The organism is Knoellia subterranea KCTC 19937, from assembly GCF_000768685.1.
Lineage (GTDB): Bacteria > Actinomycetota > Actinomycetes > Actinomycetales > Dermatophilaceae > Knoellia > Knoellia subterranea.
Genome location: NZ_AVPK01000002.1, coordinates 1 through 20,722, shown reverse-complemented (window position 1 = coordinate 20,722; position 20,722 = coordinate 1). Strand labels below are relative to the sequence as shown.

The following is a 20,722-nucleotide window of genomic DNA, read 5'->3' as shown; positions in this document are numbered from 1 at the left end:
GTGGACCATCCTAGGTCGCCGCTCCGACACCCCTCAGCGGCTCGCCACGCTGTGACGGATGAGGCCGGTGGGACGGGCGCTCACGGCATACAGAGGTCGTTCAGAGGCGATCGAGCGCGGTCTGGAGATCCTCGGGGTACTGACTCTCGAAGGTGACCCACTCCCCCGAACCCGGGTGCTCGAAACCGAGACCGACGGCGTGCAGCCACTGCCGTTCGAGGCCGAGCCGCTTGGCGAGAGTGGGATCCGCGCCGTAGGTGAGATCACCGACACACGGGTGCCGCAACGCCGAGAAGTGAACCCGGATCTGGTGCGTGCGTCCGGTCTCGAGGTGGATCTCGAGCAGGCTCGCGTGCCGGAACGCCTCGATGAGCTCGTAGTGCGTCACGGCGTGCTTGCCCGAGTCCATCACCGCGAAGCGGTAGTCGTGCCCAGGGTGGCGCCCGATCGGTGCATCGATGGTGCCGACGAGGGGGTCGGGCAGGCCCTGGACCAGCGTGTGATAGGTCTTGTCGACCGTGCGCTCCTTGAACGCGCGCTTGAGGAGCGAGTAGGCCCGCTCGCTCTTGCACACGACCATGAGCCCGGACGTGCCGACATCGAGTCGCGACACGATGCCCTGGCGCTCACTCGCGCCACTCGTCGAGATCCGATAGCCGGCCGCTGCGAGTCCGCCGAGCACCGTCGGCCCGGTCCACCCGACGCTCGGATGCGCGGCGACCCCGACCGGCTTGTCGACAACGACGATGTCGTCGTCGTCGTGGATGATCCCCATCCCCGGCACCGGCTCCGCGATGACCTCGAGGGTGGGGCTCGGGTCGGCGCTCGGCAGCGTCACCTCCAGCAGGTCTCCACCGTGGACCCGGTGCGACTTGCCCACCTCGCTGCCGTTGACAGCCACGCCACCGTCGGCGGCGAGCTCCGCGGCACGGGTGCGGGAGAGGCCGAACAGGCGCGCGATGGCGGCGTCGACCCGCTCACCCTGCAGACCATCGGGGACGAGCATCGTGCGCGAGTCACCCACCGTGACCACCGGCCTCGTCGATCTCGACGTTCTCGACGTGCTCGACGTGCTCGGCCTCGTGCCGGCCGTGTTGAACGCCTTCGAGCGGGATGCCGCGGAAGGCCAGGATCGCCCCCAGGCCCGCAGCGACGACGATGGCGATGTCGGCCACGTTCCCGATGAACAGGCTGAAGTAGTCGATGAAGTCGACGACGTGACCCCGACCGAACCCGGGTTCACGCAGGATCCGGTCGATCAGGTTTCCGATGGCGCCACCGAGGAGCATCCCGAGGGTGACCGCCCACCAGCGGTGACCCACCCGACGGGCCGCCCCGCCCACCCAGATGACGATGCCGAGCGCCACCAGGGTGAGCAGCCAGGTCACACCGTCACCGAGTGAGAAGGCCGCGCCCGGGTTGCGGATGAGGTTGAGCCGCAGGATCGGGCCGAGCAGGTCGACGGGTTGCCCGGGCGTGAGCGCTGCCAGCGCCCAGATCTTCGACCCCTGGTCGAGGACCAGAGTCAGCGCACCGACCCCCAGAAGAAGGGCGAACAGCCGCGACCGGCCCTGGACGTGGTCCGGGACCGGCGCAGTGGTGGACGATGCGCTGGGCGTCAGCGGCGTTCCTGATTCTTCTTGCATGTCATGCATAGGGTCGCACGAGGGAAGGCCTGGAGGCGAAGTTTGCCCACCGGGTTGCCGCACGACTCGCACACGCCGTAGGTGCCGTCGTCCAGCCGCTCGAGGGCGTGCTCGCTCTGACGCAGCATCTCGCGGGCATTGTCGGCCAGCGCGATCTCCTGCTCGCGGTCATAGGTCTTCGCGCCCGCGTCGGCCTGGTCGTCGCCGGCACCGTCACCGCTGTCGCGGAGCAGGTCGGAGAGTTCGGCTTCGGCGACCTGAAGTTCGGACCGGAGTTGCTCGATGTCGGCTTCGATCTCGGCCCGGACGGCCTTGAGTTCCTTGGCGGTCCAGGGTGACTCGTCCTCCCGGACGACCAGGGTGGCCTTCTTGGCAGCACCAGCCGGAGCGGCCTTGCGGGCGGGCACGGACTTCGTTGCTGCCTTCACGGGGGCCTTCTTCGTAGGAGTAGAGGTGGGTGCGCTCTTTGCCGGGGCCGCCTTCTTGGCGGGAGCCGCCTTCTTGGCGGGAGCCGCCTTCTTGGCGGGAGCCGCCTTCTTGGCGGGAGCGACCTTCTTCGCTGCGGTCTTCGAGGGAGCGGCCTTCTTGGCCGGGGCAACCTTCTTCGCGGCGGCCTTCGCCGGCGCGCCCTTCTTTGCCGGCGCAGCCTTGGCCGGGGCTGCCTTCTTCGCAGTGCCCTTGGCGGGGGCAGCCTTCTTGGCCGGAGCAGCCTTCGTGGCCGGTGCCGCCTTCTTTGCGGCGCTCTTGGCAGGCGCGGCCTTCTTTGCCGGAGCAGCCTTCGTGGCCGGTGCCGCCTTCTTTGCGGCGCTCTTGGCAGGCGCGGCCTTCTTTGCCGGAGCACCCTTCGTGGCGGGAGCAGCCTTTGTGGCCGGTGCCGACTTCTTCGCGGCGGCCTTGGTGGGAGCAGACTTCTTCGCGGCGCTCTTGGTCGGCGCGGCCTTCTTCGTCGACGAGGCGGCAGGCGCAGCCTTCGCACCCGAGGCCTTGGACCCCGACGACGACCCCGTCGCCATGGCCGCGGCCGACTTGAACACCGCCGTGGCCCGAGCACCCACCTTCTTGGCGACGGCCCTGGCCGATGATGCCGTTCCGGATCCAGCCTTGGTGGCTCCTGAGGGAGCGCTCTTGGCAGCCATTGCCTGTCCTCACTCGTGAACAAAGGTCGGGCCCGTCAGGGCTCGACCGCGTGCGGCGAGGATAAGCCCTCATGATCCGCATCACAACGCAAAACGCCAGATGATCTGCGAAGTTCACTGACGGCATACAGGATCCGGAAAAGCCGTAGGGCACCCGGACGAACCGGATGCCCTACGGCTGTGACGCGTCACGTGGGACGGGTCAGGAGTCCTGCTTGGCCTTCTCGTCGACCTCGGCCTCGACGGCCGTGTTGTCGAGCTCCTTGAGCTGGCCCTGGATGTAGGTCTTGAGGCGACCGCGGTAGTCGCGCTCGAACCCACGCAGCTGCTCGATCTTGCGCTCGAGCACCTGACGCTGCTCGTTGAGCTCCTCGAGGATGGCCGCCTTGCGCTGCTGCGCCTCGTGGACCATGCCCGTCGAGCGCTCACGCGCCTCGGTGATGAGCTCCTCGCGCTTGCTGTTGGCCTCGGCGAGCATCGTGTCGTGCTGCGACTTGGCCGTCGAGAGCAGCTCGTCGTGCTGCGACTTGGCCGTCGACAGCAGCTCGTCGTGCTGCGACTGACCGGTCGAGATGAGCTCGTCGTGCTTGGCCTGGGCCGTGCCGATCAGCTCGTCGTGACGGGCCTGACCGCGGCTGAGGAGGTCCTTGTGCTTGTTCTCACCCTGGCTGAGCAGCTCGTCGTGGCGGCTCTGCGCCTCGCGCAGCAACTCGTCGCGGCGGCTCTCACCGGCGGAGACGTGCTCGTCGTGGAGACGCTGGGCGAGAGCGAGAACACCCGCAGCCGATCCGGCACCGAGGCCGCCGGCTCCGGCGAGCGCAGTCAGGTCGGAGTTCTGCTCGCCGCCCTGGGCCTGAACCTTGGACGCGCGCTCCTGGGCCTCGGACTCGGCCTGCTCGGCCTCGGCCTGAGCCTTCTGGATCCGGCGCTGTGCGTCGGCCTCGGCCTCCTCGACACGCTTGCGGAGGGTCGCGAGCTGGTCGTCGGCGCCGGCATTGGCCTTGGCGTAGACCGCCTGGCGCTCCTGCTCGTTCTTGGCGTTGGCTGCCTCGTGCTCGGCGCGCTGACGGTCACGCTCGGAAGCGATCGCGTCACGCTCGCCGCGCAGGGAGTCACGCTCGCCGCGCAGGGAGTCGCGCTCACCGGAGAGCGCGTTGTGCTGCTCGCGCAGCTGCGTGAGCTGGCGCTCGGACTCGCCCAGCTGGCGCTCGAGCTCCTTGACGCGGTTCTCGAGCTCGGTGTTGCGGCGCTTGACGCCATCGACCTCACCCTGGCTCTGGTTCTGGTTCGTCTGGCTCTTGCCCTCGAGCTCCTCGAGCTCGCGCACGCGGGCCTCGAGCTCGGAGTTGCGACCCTGAAGCTTGGAGATCTCGGCGGAGCGGTCCGGCGCGGCCGGTGCGGCTGCGGCAACGGGCTCCAGGCCGCGACCCTGACGGCAGTCGTTGAGCTGCTTGCGCATCTCGTCGTCCGTCTTGGTCATGCGACGCATCTCGGCGACGATGTCATCGAGGAAGTCGTCCACCTCGCGCTCGTCATAGCCACGTCGGAACTGGGTGGTCGTGAACGTCTTGTTGAGGACGTCCTCGGGCGACAACGCCATGTCAACTCCTCTGATTCGATCGGTTCAGGATGCCCTGCGCCACACGGACGCCGGGCTCAGCCATCCAGCCTAGAGGATGGCGAGAACGAGGTAGAGCGCGAGCACCAGCACGAGAAACCCGAGATCGATCGAAGCGCCACCCAGACGCACTGGCGGGATGACCTTGCGCAGCGCGTTCAGGGGCGGATCGGTCAGGGTGTAGACGGCCTCGGCAATGACGAGCATCACCCCGCGCGGACGCCAATCACGGGCGAAGACGCGGATCCAATCAAGGATGAGACGCCCGAACACGACCAGCAGATACAGCCAGACGATGAGTTCGAGCAGTCCACGCACGGTGTTCATGCGGACCAGTGTGCGTGACGTGCCTGTGCGTGACCTGAGGCGGGGTCAGCTCTGGTTGAAGAGAGTGCGCCCCGGCGCGGCCGTCGACTCCTCCGAGTGGACCTCGACGGTCGACGGCGAGAGCAGGAACACCTTGGCGGTGACGCGCTCGATGGCTCCGTGCAGACCGAACACGAGACCAGCGGCGAAGTCCACCAGACGCTTGGCGTCGGCGTCGTCCATGTCGGTGAGGTTCATGATGACGGGCGTGCCGTCACGGAAGTTCTCACCGATCGTCTTGGCCTCGTTGTAGGTGCGCGGGTGAATCGTCGTGATCCGGGACATGCCGGAGGCCTCCGGGGTGCGCACGACCTGGGCCACGCTGCGTCGCTGGGACAGGGGCGTCACCTCGGCCGCGTGCTCGCGAGCCTCGCGAGGCTCTTCGGCCTCGTAGACCTCGTCCGCCTCGTAGTCGTCGTAGGCCTCGTCGTAGTAGCGGCCCTCGTCCTCGGCCAGGCCGAGGTAGACCATCGTCTTGCGCAGCGCGCCAGCCATGAGAACTCCTAGTACGAATCGGCGACCGGTGTGGCCGTGTGTTCGTTCAAGAAGTTACCCAAGTGACGGGCGAGAACCGAGTATTGCGCTCCCGACACGCAGGTGTGTCGCACCCTCCGCGACGGCCGCTTCGAGGTCCCCACTCATCCCGGCCGAGATCCACGTGGCCTCCGGATGACCTGCCCGTATGCCGTCCGCCACCGTTCGTAGTCGCGCGAACGCCCGCTGTGGGTCACCGTCCAGAGGGGCGACGGCCATGACCCCGCGGAGGTTCAAACAGTGCGTCTCGCCGACGAGGTCGGCCAGTGCGTTCGCCTCGTCCGGCGCGACTCCCCCGCGGCCGGTTCGCTCGTCGAGGGAGACCTGGACGAGGACGTCCAGAGTGCGGTCGTGGGTTTGCGCGGCGGCATCGAGTGCGCGGACGATCTTGGGCCGGTCGATCGACTGCACGACGTCGGCATAGCGGGCGACATGGTTCGCCTTGTTCGACTGGAGCTGTCCGATGAAGTGAACGGTGAGGCTGTCGCGCCGCGTCAGCTCGTCGACCTTGGCTCCGGCCTCTTGGTCCTTGTTCTCCCCGATCTGGGTGACGCCGAGGTCGGCGAGCAGATCGGCATCGCTCGCCGGGAAGTACTTCGTCACGACGATCAGGTCGATGCTGGCCGGATCGCGGTTCGCAGCGGTCGCTGCCTCCTCGATCCGGTGCCGGACGCGCGCGAGATTCCCTGCAAGTTCGTCACGGCGCGCGCTCATGCCGCACCGCGCACGACGACTCCGGCGAAGCGGCCGGTGGTCCCGTCCCGGCGATAGGAATACAGAGAGGCCTCCTCGCGGGCACATCCGGGCACCCAGGTGAGGTTCTCGACACCCGCCGCGGTCAACTGCGCCACGACCCCGGCGGCGACATCGATCGCCGGTGTGCCGGTCCACGTGACGGCTCGCGACTCGGGGCTCACCGCCGCCGCCTCTTCCCTCATGTCCAGCGGCACCTCGTAGCACCGACCACACACACTCGGCCCCACGACCGCGCTGATGTCGCGGGCACCAAGGTCACGCATGGCCGAGATCGCCTGTGGCACAACACCTTTCGTCATGCCTGGACGGCCGGCATGCACGGCGCCCACCACACCAGCGACCGGATCCGCGAGCAGGACGGGCGTGCAGTCAGCCACGAGCACAGCGAGGGCGAGGCCGGGCTCCGCTGTCACGACCCCGTCCACGGCGAGCGGCCCGTCGGGCTTCTCCGACACCACCGCCACGTCCGATCCATGGCACTGATCCATGAAGACCAGCCGTTCCAGCCCCACACCGAACTCGGATGCGACGCGAATTCGGTTCTCCCGCACCGCTTCTGGGCTGTCCCCGACATGCCCACCGAGGTTCAGCCCCGAGTAGGGGGCCTCACTCACGCCACCCGAACGGTCCGTGAAGGCCCGGGCAACGCCGTCCTTGTCATCGCGCCAGAAGAACACGACACCACCGTAGACGCGCCAGACCCGCACACCCATCCCCACCCCACCCTTGCGTGGGCCCGGGAGCCGAACGAGGCAAGCAAGCCTGCGCTGGCGCGAATCCGGGCAACACGTGCGGAACAGAAACAACACGTTCGGGACAGAAATACGCCAAGCGTGCGTTCGCGACGAAGGAGCGACTGAGCGCGCTTGGCGTATTTCTGTTCAGGACGACCGGCCGTCCTGCGACCGGCCGCGACCTCACTTCAGGAAGTCGGGCACATCCAGGTCGTCCCCGTCATCGAACGTGACGGTGCGGGGAGGAGTGGGACGCTGCTCCTCGACACGCGGAGCGGGAGCTGCCTGCTGCGCGGGCTCACTCGCCGGAGCAGGTGCCTGAGCCGGTGCCGGCGTCTGAGCCGGCGCCGGAGCTGCCGCGGGCGTGGCCGGCTGAGCCGCGGGCCGCTGGGCCTCGCCCGCACCTGCCGGACGCTGCGGAGCCGCCTGAGCCGGAGCGGTCGGCGCTGCCGACGTGGCGGACGACTGGCTCGCTGCAGCCTGCTGCGCCTTGCTCGGACCCTGGATGCTGCCGATACCGCGCTCGTCAGGACGCTTGGCCGGGGTGCCACCGTCGAACCCGGCCGCAATGACGGTGACTCGCACCTCGTCGCCGAGGGCGTCGTCGATGACCGCACCGAAGATGATGTTGGCCTCGGGGTGCGCGGCCTCCTGAACGAGACGAGCAGCCTCGTTGATCTCGAAGAGACCGAGGTCGCTGCCGCCCTGGATGGAGAGGAGCACGCCGTGGGCGCCGTCGATGCTCGCCTCGAGCAGGGGGCTCGAGATGGCGAGCTCGGCGGCCTGCACCGCGCGGTCCTCGCCGCGGGCCGAGCCGATGCCCATGAGCGCCGACCCGGCGCCCTGCATGACGGACTTGACGTCGGCGAAGTCGAGGTTGATCAGGCCGGGGGTGGTGATGAGGTCGGTGATGCCCTGGACACCCGAGAGGAGCACCTGGTCGGCGCTGCGGAAGGCGTCCAGCATCGAGACGGCGCGGTCGCTGATCGAGAGGAGGCGGTCGTTGGGGATGACGATGAGAGTGTCGACCTCTTCGCGCAGACCGGCGATGCCCGACTCGGCCTGGTTGGCGCGACGACGTCCTTCGAAGGTGAAGGGACGGGTCACGACACCGATCGTCAGGGCTCCGAGACCCTTGGCGATCCGTGCGACAACCGGCGCACCGCCCGTGCCGGTGCCACCGCCCTCACCCGCGGTGACGAAGACCATGTCGGCCCCCTTGAGGACCTCCTCGATCTCTTCGGCGTGGTCCTCGGCTGCCTTCTTGCCCACCTCGGGGTCGGCGCCCGCACCGAGACCACGCGTCAGCTCGCGACCGACGTCGAGCTTGACATCGGCGTCACTCATGAGGAGTGCCTGCGCGTCGGTGTTGATCGCGATGAACTCGACGCCCTTGAGCCCGACCTCGATCATCCGGTTGATGGCGTTGACACCACCTCCACCGATGCCGACGACCTTGATGACGGCCAAGTAGTTCTGTGGTGTTGCCACGGTGAGGGCCTCTCCTGAGATTGCTGGTGTTCAAGCTGGTGATGCAGTGGAGCCGGTGGTTCAAGCAAAACTGCGCGAGCGTCTGTGCGAACTGCGGTGGTGCGAAACACGAGTGAACCCGACAAGAGTCTCGACCTCAAGTCAAGGGTCACAGTTTGGTCACGAACCGTTGACATGACGCTAGGCGTCGGCGTGGCCTCATGCAACGAGCAGGTGGGCGTGTCGCGGCTCGGTCCGCAGGATTCTTCCCCACGCACGTCACAGGAGTCACACCACCCCCACGGGCACCGGGCCGCAGTACCAACAACAGCCGTCCCTCACGACGTCAGCGGGTCACCGGCGTGTCCGGGGCGCTCACGTCGATGACCTTCGGCTTGGTCGCCAGGAGGGCGCGCAGGATCTCGACCTTGCGATCCGCCTCGTCCGCACCACCCCAGACCACGTCGATCCCGGCCAACTGGAACGACACGAGGTTGGCGGTGCTGACCTCGATCGCCGTCACCTGTTCGGCCAGATCCTCTGGGAGGGCGTGCACGACCGACAGGGCAGCACCCAGCGCTTCCTTCGACGTGCCCTTGGACGACGCGGCGGTCACCACCGGGACTCCGGCGGGCGGCGCCGTCACGGTGCCGTACGAAAGCCCCGTTGCGTCCACGACCTCCAGTTGACCCTGAGGGTTCTTGAGGACCAGCGCAGGCTGTCGCGGGACGGTCCGCACGCGCAAGGTTCCGGGCCAGCCGCGCTCGACCGACACCTCGGCGATCATCCGGCGAGTTCGCACCCGCTCCTCGACACCCTCGACGTCCACTCGAGCCAGAGGCATGCCCTTGGGAACCCGGACGAGGCCCTCCACGGCCACCTTGTCCGGCCCCGACACGCCCGTCACGGAGATCGTCCGAACGGCGAGGACGGGACTCCAGAACACCACCCAGACGAGACCTGCGAGGAGTGCGATCACGACGACCGACCACAGGAGCCGGCGCCACGGACGTCGGCGCTGCTTCAGCGCGCGTTCGCGGAACCGCGGATCGGCCGAGGCGAACTCGGCGTGGCTGACCTTGACCCCCATCACGACGATGCCTCCAGTGCCTGCAGGACCACAGCCGCAAGCTCCGTGACGTCGCCCGCGCCGATCGTGACGACGAGGTCTCCGGAACGGGCCACTGCGGCGAGATCGGCAGCCACCGTCGCGAACGTCCCGCCGACCGACACCTGTCTCGTGCCATCAGCCGAACGCAGCGGAGCCGCGATCAGCTCGCTGCTCACACCTTCCATGGGCGCCTCGCGGGCGCCATAGACGTCGAGCAGAACGACCGTGGCCGCGGGCGCGAGCCCGGCGGCGAACCCCTCGGCGAAGTCGCGGGTCCGCGAATAGAGGTGTGGCTGGAAGGCGACGTGCAGCCGCCCGCCCCGACGTGCGGCAATCTCGGCCGCGGTCCGGACGACCGCCGTGACCTTGCCGGCGTTGTGGGCGTAGTCGTCGACGACCATGACCCCGCCGACCTCGCCGCGCACCTCGAAGCGGCGCCTGGCCCCACCGAAGCCGGCCAACCCCTCGAGGACCAGCTCGGGATCGGCCGCGAAACCTTCCGTGGCGGCCAGATAGGCAGCGGCGGCGTTGAGGGCGTTGTGCGACCCCGGTGTGGACAGCCGCAGCGTCGAGCGGCCGCCACCGGGCAGGTCGAGGACGGTGGACGTGCCGATACCCGCATCGGCGTGGTGCTCCGACAGCTGCAGGTCGGCGCCGGCCTCGAAGCCGTAGGTCACCACGCGGGTGCCCGACGCCGCGGCACGCTCGGCCAGTCGACGCGAACCCGCGTCGTCGAAGCACGCGACGAGCAAGCCGCCGGGACGCACGGTCCCGGCGAACGCGGCATACGCGGCTTCGACGTTCGCGAAGGTGCTATAGAAGTCGAGGTGGTCGGGCTGCACGTTGGTCACCACGGCGACCTCGGGCCCGTAGACGAGGAACGATCCGTCGCTCTCGTCGGCCTCGACGACGAAAACGTCCTCGCCGGTCCACGAGGCGTTGGTGCCCTGACCGGTCAGCTCTCCCCCGGACGCGAAGGACGGATCGAGGCCTGCGGCCTGCAGCGCGACCGTGAGCATGGAGGTCGTCGTCGTCTTGCCGTTGGCACCAGCAACAGCGGCGGGACGGGAATCCAGCATCGTCGCCGCGAGGCCCTGGGAGCGGTGCAGGACAACGAGATTCGCCGCCCGAGCAGCGGCGAGCTCGACATTGGACTCGGGTATCGCGGACGAGATGACCACGGTGTCGACATCGGCCACGTGGGACGCATCGTGGCCCACGAAGACCTGCGCCCCGAGACCCCGCAGGATCTCGAGAGTCGCGCTGTCACGGGCGTCGGAACCGCTCACCCGGACGCCCCGCGCCAGCATGATGCGCGCGACGGCCGACATGCCCGATCCACCGATGGCGATGAAGTGGACGCGGCCCAGCGTCTCCAGCCCGGGGACCTCCTGGGTGAAGTCGAACCGGGGGTTGGTGCCGTCCACGGTCACGCCCCTCTGGAGGCAGCGTCCGACACCAGATCGGCAAGCAGCTCGTCGCCGTCCCGCTCCCCCACCGACGCCGCAGCCGCAGCCATGTCGGCCAGGCCGGACGCGTTGCGGAGCAGAGGCACGAGCGACTCCTCGACCCACGTGGTGGTCAGGTCGGCGTCCTCGACGAGCAGTCCGCCTCCGGCCGCCACGACCGTTCGGGCGTTGAGTCGCTGTTCGCCGTTGCCGATCGGCAACGGGACATAGACGGCGGGGAGCCCGACGGCGGTCAGCTCACAGACGGTGTTGGCGCCGGATCGCGCCACGACGAGATCGGCTGCGGCATAGGCGAGTTCCATGCGGTCGGCATAGGGCACGACGACGTAGGGCGCGCCGGAACCGGTCTCGTCGACCTCGAAGTCCTTGCCCGCACCCGTCACGTGCAGCACCTGGACCCCGGCGGACCGCAACGACGCAACGGCCCCGCGGAAGGCTTCATTGATCCGCTGCGCACCCAGGGATCCGCCCGTGACGAGGACGGTGGGCCACTGCGGGTCGAGCCCGAACGCGGCCAGTGCCTCGCCACGTCGTGCGGTGCGGTCGAGGAGCGAGATCTCCCGTCGCAACGGCATACCCGTCACCGTGGCGCCACGAAGGGGTGTGTCGGGGAAGGTGACCGCGACATGGCGCGCGAAACGGGCTCCGACCTTGTTGGCCAAACCCGGACGTGCGTTCTGCTCGTGCACGACGACGGGTATGCCGCGTCGCCGGGCCGCGAGGTAGGCAGGCGTCGCGACATAGCCGCCGAAGCCGACGACGACCCGGGCGCCGGAGGAGGTGATGGCATCGTCCGCCGCCTGCACGGCACGCCGGAGCGACCCCGGCAGTCGAAGCAGCGCCGGCGAGGGCCTGCGGGGCATTGGGACCTTGGGAACGACCTCGAGGTCGTAGCCGCGGGCCGGGACGAGTCGCGCCTCGAGGCCCTCGGACGTGCCGAGAGCGGTGATGCGCACGTCGGGTTCACGCCGGCGCAGGCAGTCGGCAAGCGCGAGCAGGGGCGACACGTGGCCAGCGGTGCCACCTCCGGCGAGGAGGACCGAACCCACGTGCGCCGAACCCTGCTGAGCCGACCTCTCCTGCGCCGAACCCTCGGACGCCGGCGCCGTCATGCGCGCGACCGCCGCTTCGGAAGGACCGCGAATGACCGCTTGACGAGGGACGGGCGGGCGGCCAGCGCCTTGGCGCAGCCGGGTTCTGCCCGGGCGAAGGAGAGCAGGATGCCGAGCGCGAGCATCGTTGTCACGAGGGAGGATCCACCTGAGGAGACGAAGGGCAAGGGGACGCCGATGACCGGCAGGAGGCCGATGACGGCCCCGATGTTGATCATGGCCTGGACGATGATCCAGCTCATGATGCCCGCGGTCGCGACGCGGACGAAGAAGTCGTTGGTCCGCATGACGAGGCGATAACAGGCCAGGGCCAGGACCACGAAGAGAGCCAGCACCATGATCGTGCCGGGCAGGCCCAGCTCCTCGCCGATGATCGCGAAGATGAAGTCGTTGTGCGGCTCCGACAGCCACTCCCACTTCTCGCGGGACTGCCCCAGCCCCAGCCCGGTCCACCCACCGTCGGCCAGTGCGTAGCGACCGTGGATCGTCTGCCGCGCCGGGCCGAACTGGTCCGTGTCGCGGCCGAGCCACACGTCGAAGCGCCCGAGACGGTTGGGACTGGTCACGACGAAAGTCACGGCGATCGCCGCGAAACCCGCTGCGCTGAGGGCGAACCAGCGACCCGGCACCCCGGCGGTGTAGAGCACTCCACCCACGATGGCGGCCATGACGAGGACCGTCCCGAGGTCGTGGCCCATGAGGACGAGACCGAGCGCCAACATCGCCATCGGGAAGAGGTAGGGCACGATCGCGTGGCTCAGGTTGCCGAGTTGCTTGCGCTTGGCATTGAGCACGAGCCCTCCGCTCAGGGCCAGGCCGACCTTGAGCAGCTCGGAGGGCTGCATCGAGAGCACCTTGAGGTCGAGCCAGTTGCGATTGCCCTTGGCGCCCATGCCGAGCGGGGTGAAGACGAGCACCTGGAGGATCAGGCCGATGAGGAGCACCGGCAGCGCGAGCTTCTTCCAGGTCGACACCGACAGCCTCGAGGCGATCAGCAGCGCGACGCCACCGACGGCGGCGAACACGGCCTGACTGATGAAGATCGCGTAGGCCGAACCGGAGTTGGTCTCGTTGAGCGACGTGACCGTCGAGGCCGAGAGCACCATGATCAGGCCGAAGGCGACGAGCACCGTCGTGACACCGATGAGGACGTAGTAGGTCGTGACCGGTCGGTCGAGCCGCTCGAGCCACGCCGGGACGAAGCCGAGCGCTCGATCACGGCCGGACGCGCCCTGGGACCGTGACGGCGCCTTGAAGGACCCCTTGATCGGTCCAGTGGTGCTGCTCACGAACTCACTCCCCCGATGGCGCGCGGCGGAGCACCGCCTCGGCGAAGGCGTCGCCGCGTGCGCCGTAGTTCACGAACATGTCCATGGACGCGGCCGCCGGTGCGAGCAGCACGACATCGCCCGCCAGGGCGAGCTGCGCGGCTTCGGTCACGATGCGGTCCATGGCACCAGTGTCCGTGTCGGCCACGTCCACGACGGGGACATCGGGCGCGTGTCGGGCAAGTGCCGTCGCGATCGCGGCGCGATCCCGACCCATGAGGACGACCGCGCGCAGGTGCGGCGCGGCGGAGCGGACGAGGTCATCCACGTCGGCGCCCTTGAGGAGCCCGCCGGCGATCCAGACGACCTTCTCGTATGCCGTGAGCGACGCTGCCGCTGCGTGCGGGTTGGTCGCTTTGGAGTCGTCCACCCACCTCACGTCGTCGATCGTCGCGACGTGCGCGATGCGGTGGGGTTCGGGGCGGAAGTCCCTGAGCCCGGCCCGGACGGCGCCGGCGTCGACTCCGTGGGCGCGGGCGAGCGCGGCGGCGGCGAGGGCATTGGCCACGAGGTGGGGGGCAACGTCGGCCGCGTCGCCGCGCAGGTCATCCAGAGTGGCGAGCTCCGCGGCGGCGTGGCGTCGCTGCTCGACGAAGGCCCGGTCGGCGAGGACGTCCCCGACGACGCCGAGCATCGACGGCGCGGGCGTACCGAGGGTGAAGCCGACTGCTCGGCATCCTTCCTGCACGTCCGCGTCCTCGACGAGTCGCTCGGTCTGCGGGTCGTCGACGTTGTAGATGCACGCGATCTCGGTGCCCTCGTAGACCTTGCCCTTGGCCTTGGCGTACTCCTCGTAGGAGCCGTGCCAGTCGACGTGGTCGGGAGCGATGTTGAGGCACGCGGACGCCTGCGGTCGGATCGAGTCCGACCAGTGGAGCTGGAAGCTCGAGAGCTCGACGGCGATGGCGTCGAACGGCTCGGGATCCATGATCGCCTCGAGGATCGGCGTCCCGACGTTGCCGGCGCTGATCGCCCTCTCCCCCGCTGCGCGCAGGATCGAGGTGAGCATCTGGACCGTCGTCGTCTTGCCGTTCGTGCCCGTCACCGTGAGCCACGGAGCGGCACCCTCGAGCGGGCGCATGCGCCAGGCGAGTTCGACCTCGCCCCAGATCGCCACGCCGGCCTCGGCTGCCGCGGCGAGGAGCGGTTGGGTTGGCGGCCATCCCGGGGAGGTGACGACGAGGTCGACCTGCTCGGACGGCATACGCGAGACGTGGTCGGGACCGAAGCGCAACTCGGCGTCGAGGATCTCGAGGATCCGAGCCCTCTCGGCCATCTCCGGGGTGGAATCCGCGGACGAGCCGTCGACGACGACGACGTGAGCGCCCCTCTCCAACAACGCATCCGCTGCGGCGAACCCGCTGACGCCGAGTCCGGCGACGAGGACGCGCAGCCCGGCCCAGTCGGCCTCGCGGTGGGTCAGCCCCGCCAGACGGTCATGGAGGTTCGACGTCATGCCGCACCCACGACCCATTCGGCATAGAAAAGTCCGAGACCCAGGGCCACGAAGAGGCCGGCGATGATCCAGAAGCGGATGACGATCGTGACCTCCTGCCACCCGAGGAGCTCGAAGTGGTGCTGCAGGGGGGCCATCCGAAAGACGCGTTTGCCGGTCGACTTGAAGGACGCCACCTGGATGATGACGGACAGGGTGATCGTGACGAACAGGCCGCCGAGGATGACGACGAGGAACTCGGTGCGCGTCACGATGGCCAGGCCCGCGAGCAGACCGCCGAGGGCCAGGGAACCCGTGTCACCCATGAAGATCTTGGCCGGCGAGCCGTTCCACCAGAGGAAGCCGAAGCAGGCACCCATGGCCGCGGCCGCGACGATCGCAATGTCGAGGGGGTCACGCACCTCGTAGCACTTGACGCCGGGGTTGGTCTGGCAGTTCTGGTTGAACTGCCAGATGCCGATGAGGACGTAGGCCGCGAAGGTCATCACCGACGCGCCCGTGGCCAGCCCGTCGAGGCCGTCGGTGAGATTCACCCCGTTGCTCGTGCCCGCGATGATGAGGTTGGCGAAGAGGATGAAGAGCAGGACACCGACGATCGTCCCCGCGAAGGCGAGGTCGACGTTCGTGTCCCGCACGAAGGAGACCTTCGTCGAGGCCGGAGTGCGTCCGGAGTCGTTGGGGAAGCGGAGGGCCAGGATCGCGAAGATCGTTGCCACGAGCGTCTGCCCGAAGAGCTTCTCCTTGGACCGGAGGCCGAGGCTGCGCTGCTTGCTGATCTTGATGTAGTCGTCGAGGAACCCGACGAGGCCCAGCCCCGCCATGAGGAAGAGGACGAGGACGCCGCTCCAGCTCGGCGCGGACCAGAAGACGAGGTGCGCCATGGCATAGGCCGACAGGGTCGCACCGACGATGACTGCGCCACCCATCGTCGGGGTGCCGCGCTTGGTGTGGTGCGAGGTCGGACCGTCGTCGCGGATGAACTGGCCGTAGCCGCGTTTGACGAGGACCTTGATGAACATCGGGGTGCCGAACAGCGCGACGAGAAGGCTGACCACCGCGGCGACGAGCACGGCCTTCACTGAGGGTCCTCCTGGTCGATGAAGCTGTCTCCGAGCCACCGTAGACCCGCATCACGGCTCGACTTGAACAACACGACGTCGGGCGCGGCGACTTCTGCGCGGAGCAGGGATTCGGCCTCCTCGGCGTCGGCCACCCACCGGATCCGGGTGCCCACGGCGACCGGCAGGGCCGCCATCGGACGGGCCGTCTCACCGACGACGACGAGCTCGTCGATCCCGCGCCGCTGCGCCTCGAGTCCGACCTCGCGGTGGTCCTCGTCGGACTCGTCGCCGAGTTCGAGCATCGATCCGAGAACGGCCCAGGTGCGACGCCCCTCCCCCATGGACTGCAACGCCGTCAGGGCGGCCTTCATCGAGTCGGGGTTGGCGTTGTAGGCATCGTTGACGACGGTCACGCCGTCGGGGCGCTCGGTGACCTCCATGCGCCAGCGGCTCACGACACCGGCGCCGGCGATCGACGCTGCGGCCGTGTCGAGGGCGATGCCGCACTCGAGGGCCACGGCGAGGACGGCCAGGGCATTGCCGACATGGTGCCTGCCGACGAGGGTCAGGGCGATCGTGGCCTCCCCCTGGGGGGTGACGGCGCGGAAGGTCGCGCGGCCGTCAGCAGCGACGACGACGTCCTCGGCCCGAACCTGCGCGTCAGCACCCTCACCCACGAGGACGACCCTCGCCGACGTCCGCCCGGCCATGGCCGCGACGACCGGGTCGTCGGCGTTGAGAACGGCGATGCCGTCGTCGGGCAGCGCCTCGACGAGTTCGCCCTTGGCGCGCGCAATGGCCTCGCGAGAACCGAATTCGCCGACGTGGGCCGTTCCGACGTTGAGGACGACGCCGATGCGCGGAGGCGCGATGTGCGTGAGGTACTCGATGTGTCCGATCCCTCGCGCACCCATCTCCACCACGAGGAAACGCGTCTCGTCGGTGACCCGCGTGACGGTCAGCGGGACGCCCACCTCGGAGTTGTAGGAGCCGACCGGCGCGATCGTGGGTTCCGCCGCGCCGAGGACGGTGCCGAGCAGGTCCTTGGTGCTCGTCTTGCCCGACGAGCCCGTGATGCCGATGACCGTGAGGTCGGTGGCCCGATCGAGCACCGCGCGCGAGATCGCGACGAACGCGGCCTGGACGTCCTCGACCACGACGCAGGGCAGTTCCTCGACGGGCCGACTCGTCAGCGCGGCAACGGCGCCGTTGTCGCGTGCGCCGGCCACGAACAGGTGGCCGTCCATGGACTCACCGATGCGTGCGATGTAGAGGCTTCCCGGCTCCGCTTCGCGCGAGTCCGTGACGACCGCGCCGGTCACGATGGGGCTTCCCGAAGCCGGTATGCCGTGTGGCTGGCCACCCGTGATCGTCACGATCTCCTCGAGCGACAGGGCAATCACGACAAGGGTCCCGTCTCCGGGCGAGCCACCTCGGGCGCATCCAGCGCTGCCTGAAGCTCCTCGCGGTCATCGAAGTGGTGCACGACGCCACCGATGTCCTGGCCGGTCTCATGACCCTTTCCGACGACGGCGATGGCGGATCCGGGGCCACCTTCGCGGGCGAGTCGAACGGCCTCGCGAATGGCCTCGCGGCGCCCGTCCACCTCGACGACGAGTGCCGCAGTATCGATCGACCGCGCGCCCTCGACGACCGCGGATCGGATGAGGGCGGGGTCCTCACTGCGCGGGTTGTCGTCGGTGACGACGACGACGTCGGCGAGTCCGGCCGCGGCGCGTGCCATGCCGTGACGCTTGCCGCGGTCGCGGTCCCCGCCGGCACCGAGCACGACGACCAGGCGACCTGGCGTGGTGGGACGGAGGGCGGCGAGAGCGGCCTCCACGGCATCGGGCGTGTGGGCGTAGTCGACGACGGCGAGCAGGTCGTCACCCTCTGCCGGCTTGCTGGCGCTGACGCGTTCCATGCGTCCGGGGACGTGCGGGTCGGTGAGGATGGCGTCGCCCACGGCGTCCGTGTCCTCGCCGATGAGCAGCAGGGCCACCGCCGCCATCGCCGTGTTGGCCACGTTGAAGTCACCGGGCAGGGCCGACCGCAGGTCGAGCTCGATCCCGTTGCCGCGCAACGTGAACCGAGCTGGCTCCGTCGTGTCGACGACGACCTTCCAGTCGGCCTGTTGGTCCTCGTGCGTGGTGAGCGTCGTGAGGGGAATGGTCGACTGCTCGACCAGCCGACGGCCCCAGACGTCGTCGACGCAGACGAGGCCGCGGTGGGCGCGCTCCGGCGTGAAGAGCATCGCCTTGGCGGAGAAGTAGTCCTCCATGTCGGCGTGGAAGTCGAGGTGGTCCTGGGACAGGTTCGTGAAGAGCGCGAGGTCGTAGACGACCCCGTCGACCCGGTGCTGACTCAGGGCATGGCTCGACACCTCCATCACGCAGGTGTCCGTGTCGCGCTCGTCCATGACCGCGAGGATCGCGTGGAGGTCGGTCGACTCGGGCGTCGTCCGGACACTCTTGATCCGCTCGTCGCCGATCCTCGTCTCGACCGTGCCGATGAGTCCGGTGCGCTGACCGAGGACGTCGAGCGCGCTCGCGACGAGATAGGCCGTCGTCGTCTTGCCGTTGGTCCCCGTGATGCCGACCATCGTCAGGCTCAGGTCCGTGGTGCCGTAGATCTGCGCAGCCACGTCGCCGAGCACCGCGCGGGGCGAGCCGACCACGAGGGTCGGAAGGTCCACACCCGCAGAGGTCAGTCGCTGCGCGCCGTCGGCATCGGTCAGGATGGCGACCGCACCCGCGTCCACGACCTGCGCCGCGAAGTCGGCGCCGTGGGCACGGGCGCCCGGGAGGGCGGCATACAGGTCTCCCTGTCGGACGGAACGAGAGTCGAGCGTCACTCCCGTCACGGCGACGTCGGCGAAGTCATCGGGTGCGGCCACGAGCCGGGCGAGGTCACGCAGGCTCGAGCTGGTCACGGAGGCGGGTCGGGGTGCGGACACGACCAGTCAGACTACTTGGCGCTGCCGCGTGGCTTGTCGCGCAGTGTCGTCGGATCGGTCGCCGCCTGCTCCGGGGACACCGTCGTGGTCACGGTCGGCTTGGTGGTTCCCGTCGGCGGGACCTTGAGCTCCTGAAGCGCGTAGGTCATGACGTCGTGGAAGACCGGCGCCGCGACCGTTCCGCCGTAGATGCTCGCGTTGGGCCGCTGGACGATGACGGCGACGACGATCTCGGGGTCGTCTGCCGGCGCGTAGCCGATGAAGCTGGCCGTCTTGCCGCTGTATCGGCCGAGCTTGGCGTCGTAGTAGTCGGCCGTACCCGTCTTGCCAGCGACGCGGTAGCCGGGGATCTGGGCTTCGGGAGCGGTGCCCTCCTTGGAGACCACGCCCTCAAGCATGGCGTTGAGCTTGGACGCGGTGTCCTGTGAGACGACGCGGGCACTCGGCTTCCCTGCCGCCTTGGTGAAGGTGCCGTCGGCGGAGGTGGTGCCCTCGACGAGGCTCGGTGTGACCCGCATGCCCCCGTTGGCGATGGTCTGGTAGACCGACGCCGCCTGGATGGCCGTGACGGAGAGACCCTGACCGAACATGACCGTGGCTCGCTGGGTCCCGCTCCACTTCTCCGAGGCGGTCAGGAGGCCAGCGGACTCACCGGGGAAGCCGATGCCCGACTTCGAGCCGAGGCCGAACTTGCGGTAGTAGTCCTCGAGTCGCTTCGACTCCAGGGTCTCGCCGATGAGGATGGTGCCGATGTTGCTCGACTCGGCCAGCGATCCGGCGACGGTCAGATAGAGCGTCGGGTGATCGTGACTGTCCTTGAAGCTCGTGTCGTAGCGCTGCATGCGGTTGGGGACGATCACCGGCGTGTCCGGCGTGACCTTCTTGTCCTCGATGGCTGCGGCGACGGTCATGACCTTGGCCGTCGACCCGGGCTCGAAGACATCACTGAGCGCGTGGTTGGTCAGACTGCCCTTCGCCGCGCTGAGGTTGTTGGGGTCGAAGGTCGGGTAGGACGCGAGGGCCAGGATCTTGCCCGTCTTGGCGTTCATGACCACGGCCGTGCCGGACTGCCCGCCCATCTTGGCCATCTGCTGGGCGATGGCGTTCTGGGCGTACCACTGGATGTTGGAGTTCACCGTCAGCGTGACGTCGTTGCCGTCCTCGGCCTTGACGCCGCCCTGACGACCGCCGGGAATCTTCGACCCGTCGGGTGCGCGCTCGAACACGGAGTATCCGGGCGTGCCCTTGAGCGACTTGTCCATCATCGACTCGAGTCCGCCACCGGCCTCGCCGTTGTTGAGGACGAAGCCCACGAGCGATGCGGAGTTCGTGCCCAGCGGGTAGACCCGCTCGGGCACGGCCTCGGCCGAGTCCTTGTAGATGCCCGGGATGCCGAGTTCGGCGACCTTGCGCCAGGTCAGCGGACTGACCTTGCGGTCGAGCACCTGGTAGCGGCCCTTGCCGCCGAGCTTGGCCCGCAGGTCCTCGACGCTGCGACCGAGCAGCGGCGAGAGGGCCTTGGCAGCGAGGTCGACCGCCACCCCGCTCGTGGCGGGATCGCACTTCTTGCGGTCCTTCTGCTTGTAGGTGCACACGGCGGTCGGATCGACCACGACCGTCTCGCGAGCCCGGCTCGAGGCCAGCACGACACCGTCGGAGGAGGTGATCTTGCCGCGCAGTGCGGGGATCTGAACCTTCTCCGTCCGGTCCTTCTGGGCCTGGGCCGCCACCGCGGCCGAGTCGAAGCCCTGGATGCGGATCAGCTGCGCAGCAAAGATGCTGAAGACGAAGAGGGTGGCGACGGTGAGGCCGCGCATCCGTCGACGCGGGTTGCCGGGGGTCTTGGTCGGGCGCCGCGAGGCGGGCCGACGAGGCGGCGCACCACGGCGTGCCGCGGTGGCCCGCGTCGCTGCGGCGCGGCGGGATCCGGACTGGCCGGATGCCTGACGCTGACCCGTCGCGCCCGCGG

The 20,722-nt window shown here is 69.0% G+C and carries 18 protein-coding genes; all 18 read right to left on the bottom strand.

Going from position 1 to position 20,722, the window contains the following annotated elements:
- Positions 1-100: 100 nt before the first annotated feature.
- Complete coding sequence (locus N803_RS03575; RefSeq protein ID WP_425402399.1) at positions 101-1,006, bottom strand: RluA family pseudouridine synthase; 906 nt, start codon at positions 1,004-1,006, stop codon at positions 101-103.
- A gap of 10 nt (positions 1,007-1,016) precedes the next feature.
- The gene (locus N803_RS03570) at positions 1,017-1,646 is read right to left on the bottom strand and encodes a signal peptidase II (RefSeq protein WP_084763982.1); all 630 of its coding nucleotides are present in this window, start codon (positions 1,644-1,646) and stop codon (positions 1,017-1,019) included.
- Complete coding sequence (locus N803_RS17850; RefSeq protein ID WP_245616995.1) at positions 1,619-2,782, bottom strand: TraR/DksA family transcriptional regulator; 1,164 nt, start codon at positions 2,780-2,782, stop codon at positions 1,619-1,621. Before N803_RS17850 ends, N803_RS03570 begins: the two co-directional genes overlap by 28 nt.
- Positions 2,783-2,984: 202 nt before the next feature.
- Positions 2,985-4,382: a DivIVA domain-containing protein gene (locus tag N803_RS03555; protein ID WP_035902781.1), complete on the bottom strand. Its 1,398-nt coding sequence runs from the start codon at positions 4,380-4,382 to the stop codon at positions 2,985-2,987.
- A gap of 69 nt (positions 4,383-4,451) precedes the next feature.
- Complete coding sequence (locus N803_RS03550) at positions 4,452-4,727, bottom strand: YggT family protein (protein ID WP_035902780.1); 276 nt, start codon at positions 4,725-4,727, stop codon at positions 4,452-4,454.
- A 45-nt stretch (positions 4,728-4,772) separates the two neighbouring features.
- Positions 4,773-5,261 carry a cell division protein SepF gene (locus N803_RS03545; RefSeq protein WP_035902779.1) on the bottom strand — a complete coding sequence of 163 codons (489 nt, stop codon included), beginning with the start codon at positions 5,259-5,261 and terminating at the stop codon, positions 4,773-4,775.
- Between the two features lie 54 nt (positions 5,262-5,315).
- Positions 5,316-6,014, bottom strand: coding sequence for a YggS family pyridoxal phosphate-dependent enzyme (locus tag N803_RS03540; RefSeq protein ID WP_035902778.1), 699 nt, complete (start codon positions 6,012-6,014; stop codon positions 5,316-5,318).
- Positions 6,011-6,769 (bottom strand): peptidoglycan editing factor PgeF, encoded by a 759-nt coding sequence (gene pgeF, locus N803_RS03535; protein WP_084763980.1) that lies wholly within the window; start codon positions 6,767-6,769, stop codon positions 6,011-6,013. The genes N803_RS03540 and pgeF overlap by 4 nt, the downstream gene beginning before the upstream one ends.
- 204 nt (positions 6,770-6,973) lie before the next feature.
- Positions 6,974-8,281 carry a cell division protein FtsZ gene (ftsZ, locus tag N803_RS03530; RefSeq protein WP_035902777.1) on the bottom strand — a complete coding sequence of 436 codons (1,308 nt, stop codon included), beginning with the start codon at positions 8,279-8,281 and terminating at the stop codon, positions 6,974-6,976.
- 325 nt (positions 8,282-8,606) lie between these two features.
- Entirely contained in the window at positions 8,607-9,350 is a 744-nt protein-coding gene (locus N803_RS03525) for a cell division protein FtsQ/DivIB (protein ID WP_156969671.1), read from the bottom strand.
- Complete coding sequence (gene murC, locus N803_RS03520; RefSeq protein WP_245617030.1) at positions 9,350-10,702, bottom strand: UDP-N-acetylmuramate--L-alanine ligase; 1,353 nt, start codon at positions 10,700-10,702, stop codon at positions 9,350-9,352. Before murC ends, N803_RS03525 begins: the two co-directional genes overlap by 1 nt.
- Before the next feature lie 98 nt (positions 10,703-10,800).
- A complete protein-coding gene (gene murG, locus N803_RS03515) occupies positions 10,801-11,952 on the bottom strand; it encodes an undecaprenyldiphospho-muramoylpentapeptide beta-N-acetylglucosaminyltransferase (RefSeq protein ID WP_084763977.1) in 1,152 nt (383 codons plus the stop codon).
- Positions 11,949-13,241: a putative lipid II flippase FtsW gene (ftsW, locus tag N803_RS03510; RefSeq protein ID WP_035902773.1), complete on the bottom strand. Its 1,293-nt coding sequence runs from the start codon at positions 13,239-13,241 to the stop codon at positions 11,949-11,951. Before ftsW ends, murG begins: the two co-directional genes overlap by 4 nt.
- 4 nt (positions 13,242-13,245) lie before the next feature.
- Positions 13,246-14,736: a UDP-N-acetylmuramoyl-L-alanine--D-glutamate ligase gene (gene murD / locus N803_RS03505; protein WP_035902772.1), complete on the bottom strand. Its 1,491-nt coding sequence runs from the start codon at positions 14,734-14,736 to the stop codon at positions 13,246-13,248.
- Complete coding sequence (gene mraY / locus N803_RS03500; protein WP_035902771.1) at positions 14,733-15,815, bottom strand: phospho-N-acetylmuramoyl-pentapeptide-transferase; 1,083 nt, start codon at positions 15,813-15,815, stop codon at positions 14,733-14,735. Before mraY ends, murD begins: the two co-directional genes overlap by 4 nt.
- Entirely contained in the window at positions 15,812-17,200 is a 1,389-nt protein-coding gene (locus tag N803_RS03495) for a UDP-N-acetylmuramoyl-tripeptide--D-alanyl-D-alanine ligase (RefSeq protein ID WP_035902770.1), read from the bottom strand. Before N803_RS03495 ends, mraY begins: the two co-directional genes overlap by 4 nt.
- Entirely contained in the window at positions 17,197-18,753 is a 1,557-nt protein-coding gene (locus tag N803_RS03490) for a UDP-N-acetylmuramoyl-L-alanyl-D-glutamate--2,6-diaminopimelate ligase (protein WP_035902769.1), read from the bottom strand. The genes N803_RS03495 and N803_RS03490 overlap by 4 nt, the downstream gene beginning before the upstream one ends.
- Before the next feature lie 11 nt (positions 18,754-18,764).
- Positions 18,765-20,722 (bottom strand): peptidoglycan D,D-transpeptidase FtsI family protein (locus tag N803_RS03485; protein WP_342666672.1); only part of this gene is annotated, 1,958 nt, incomplete at its 5' end.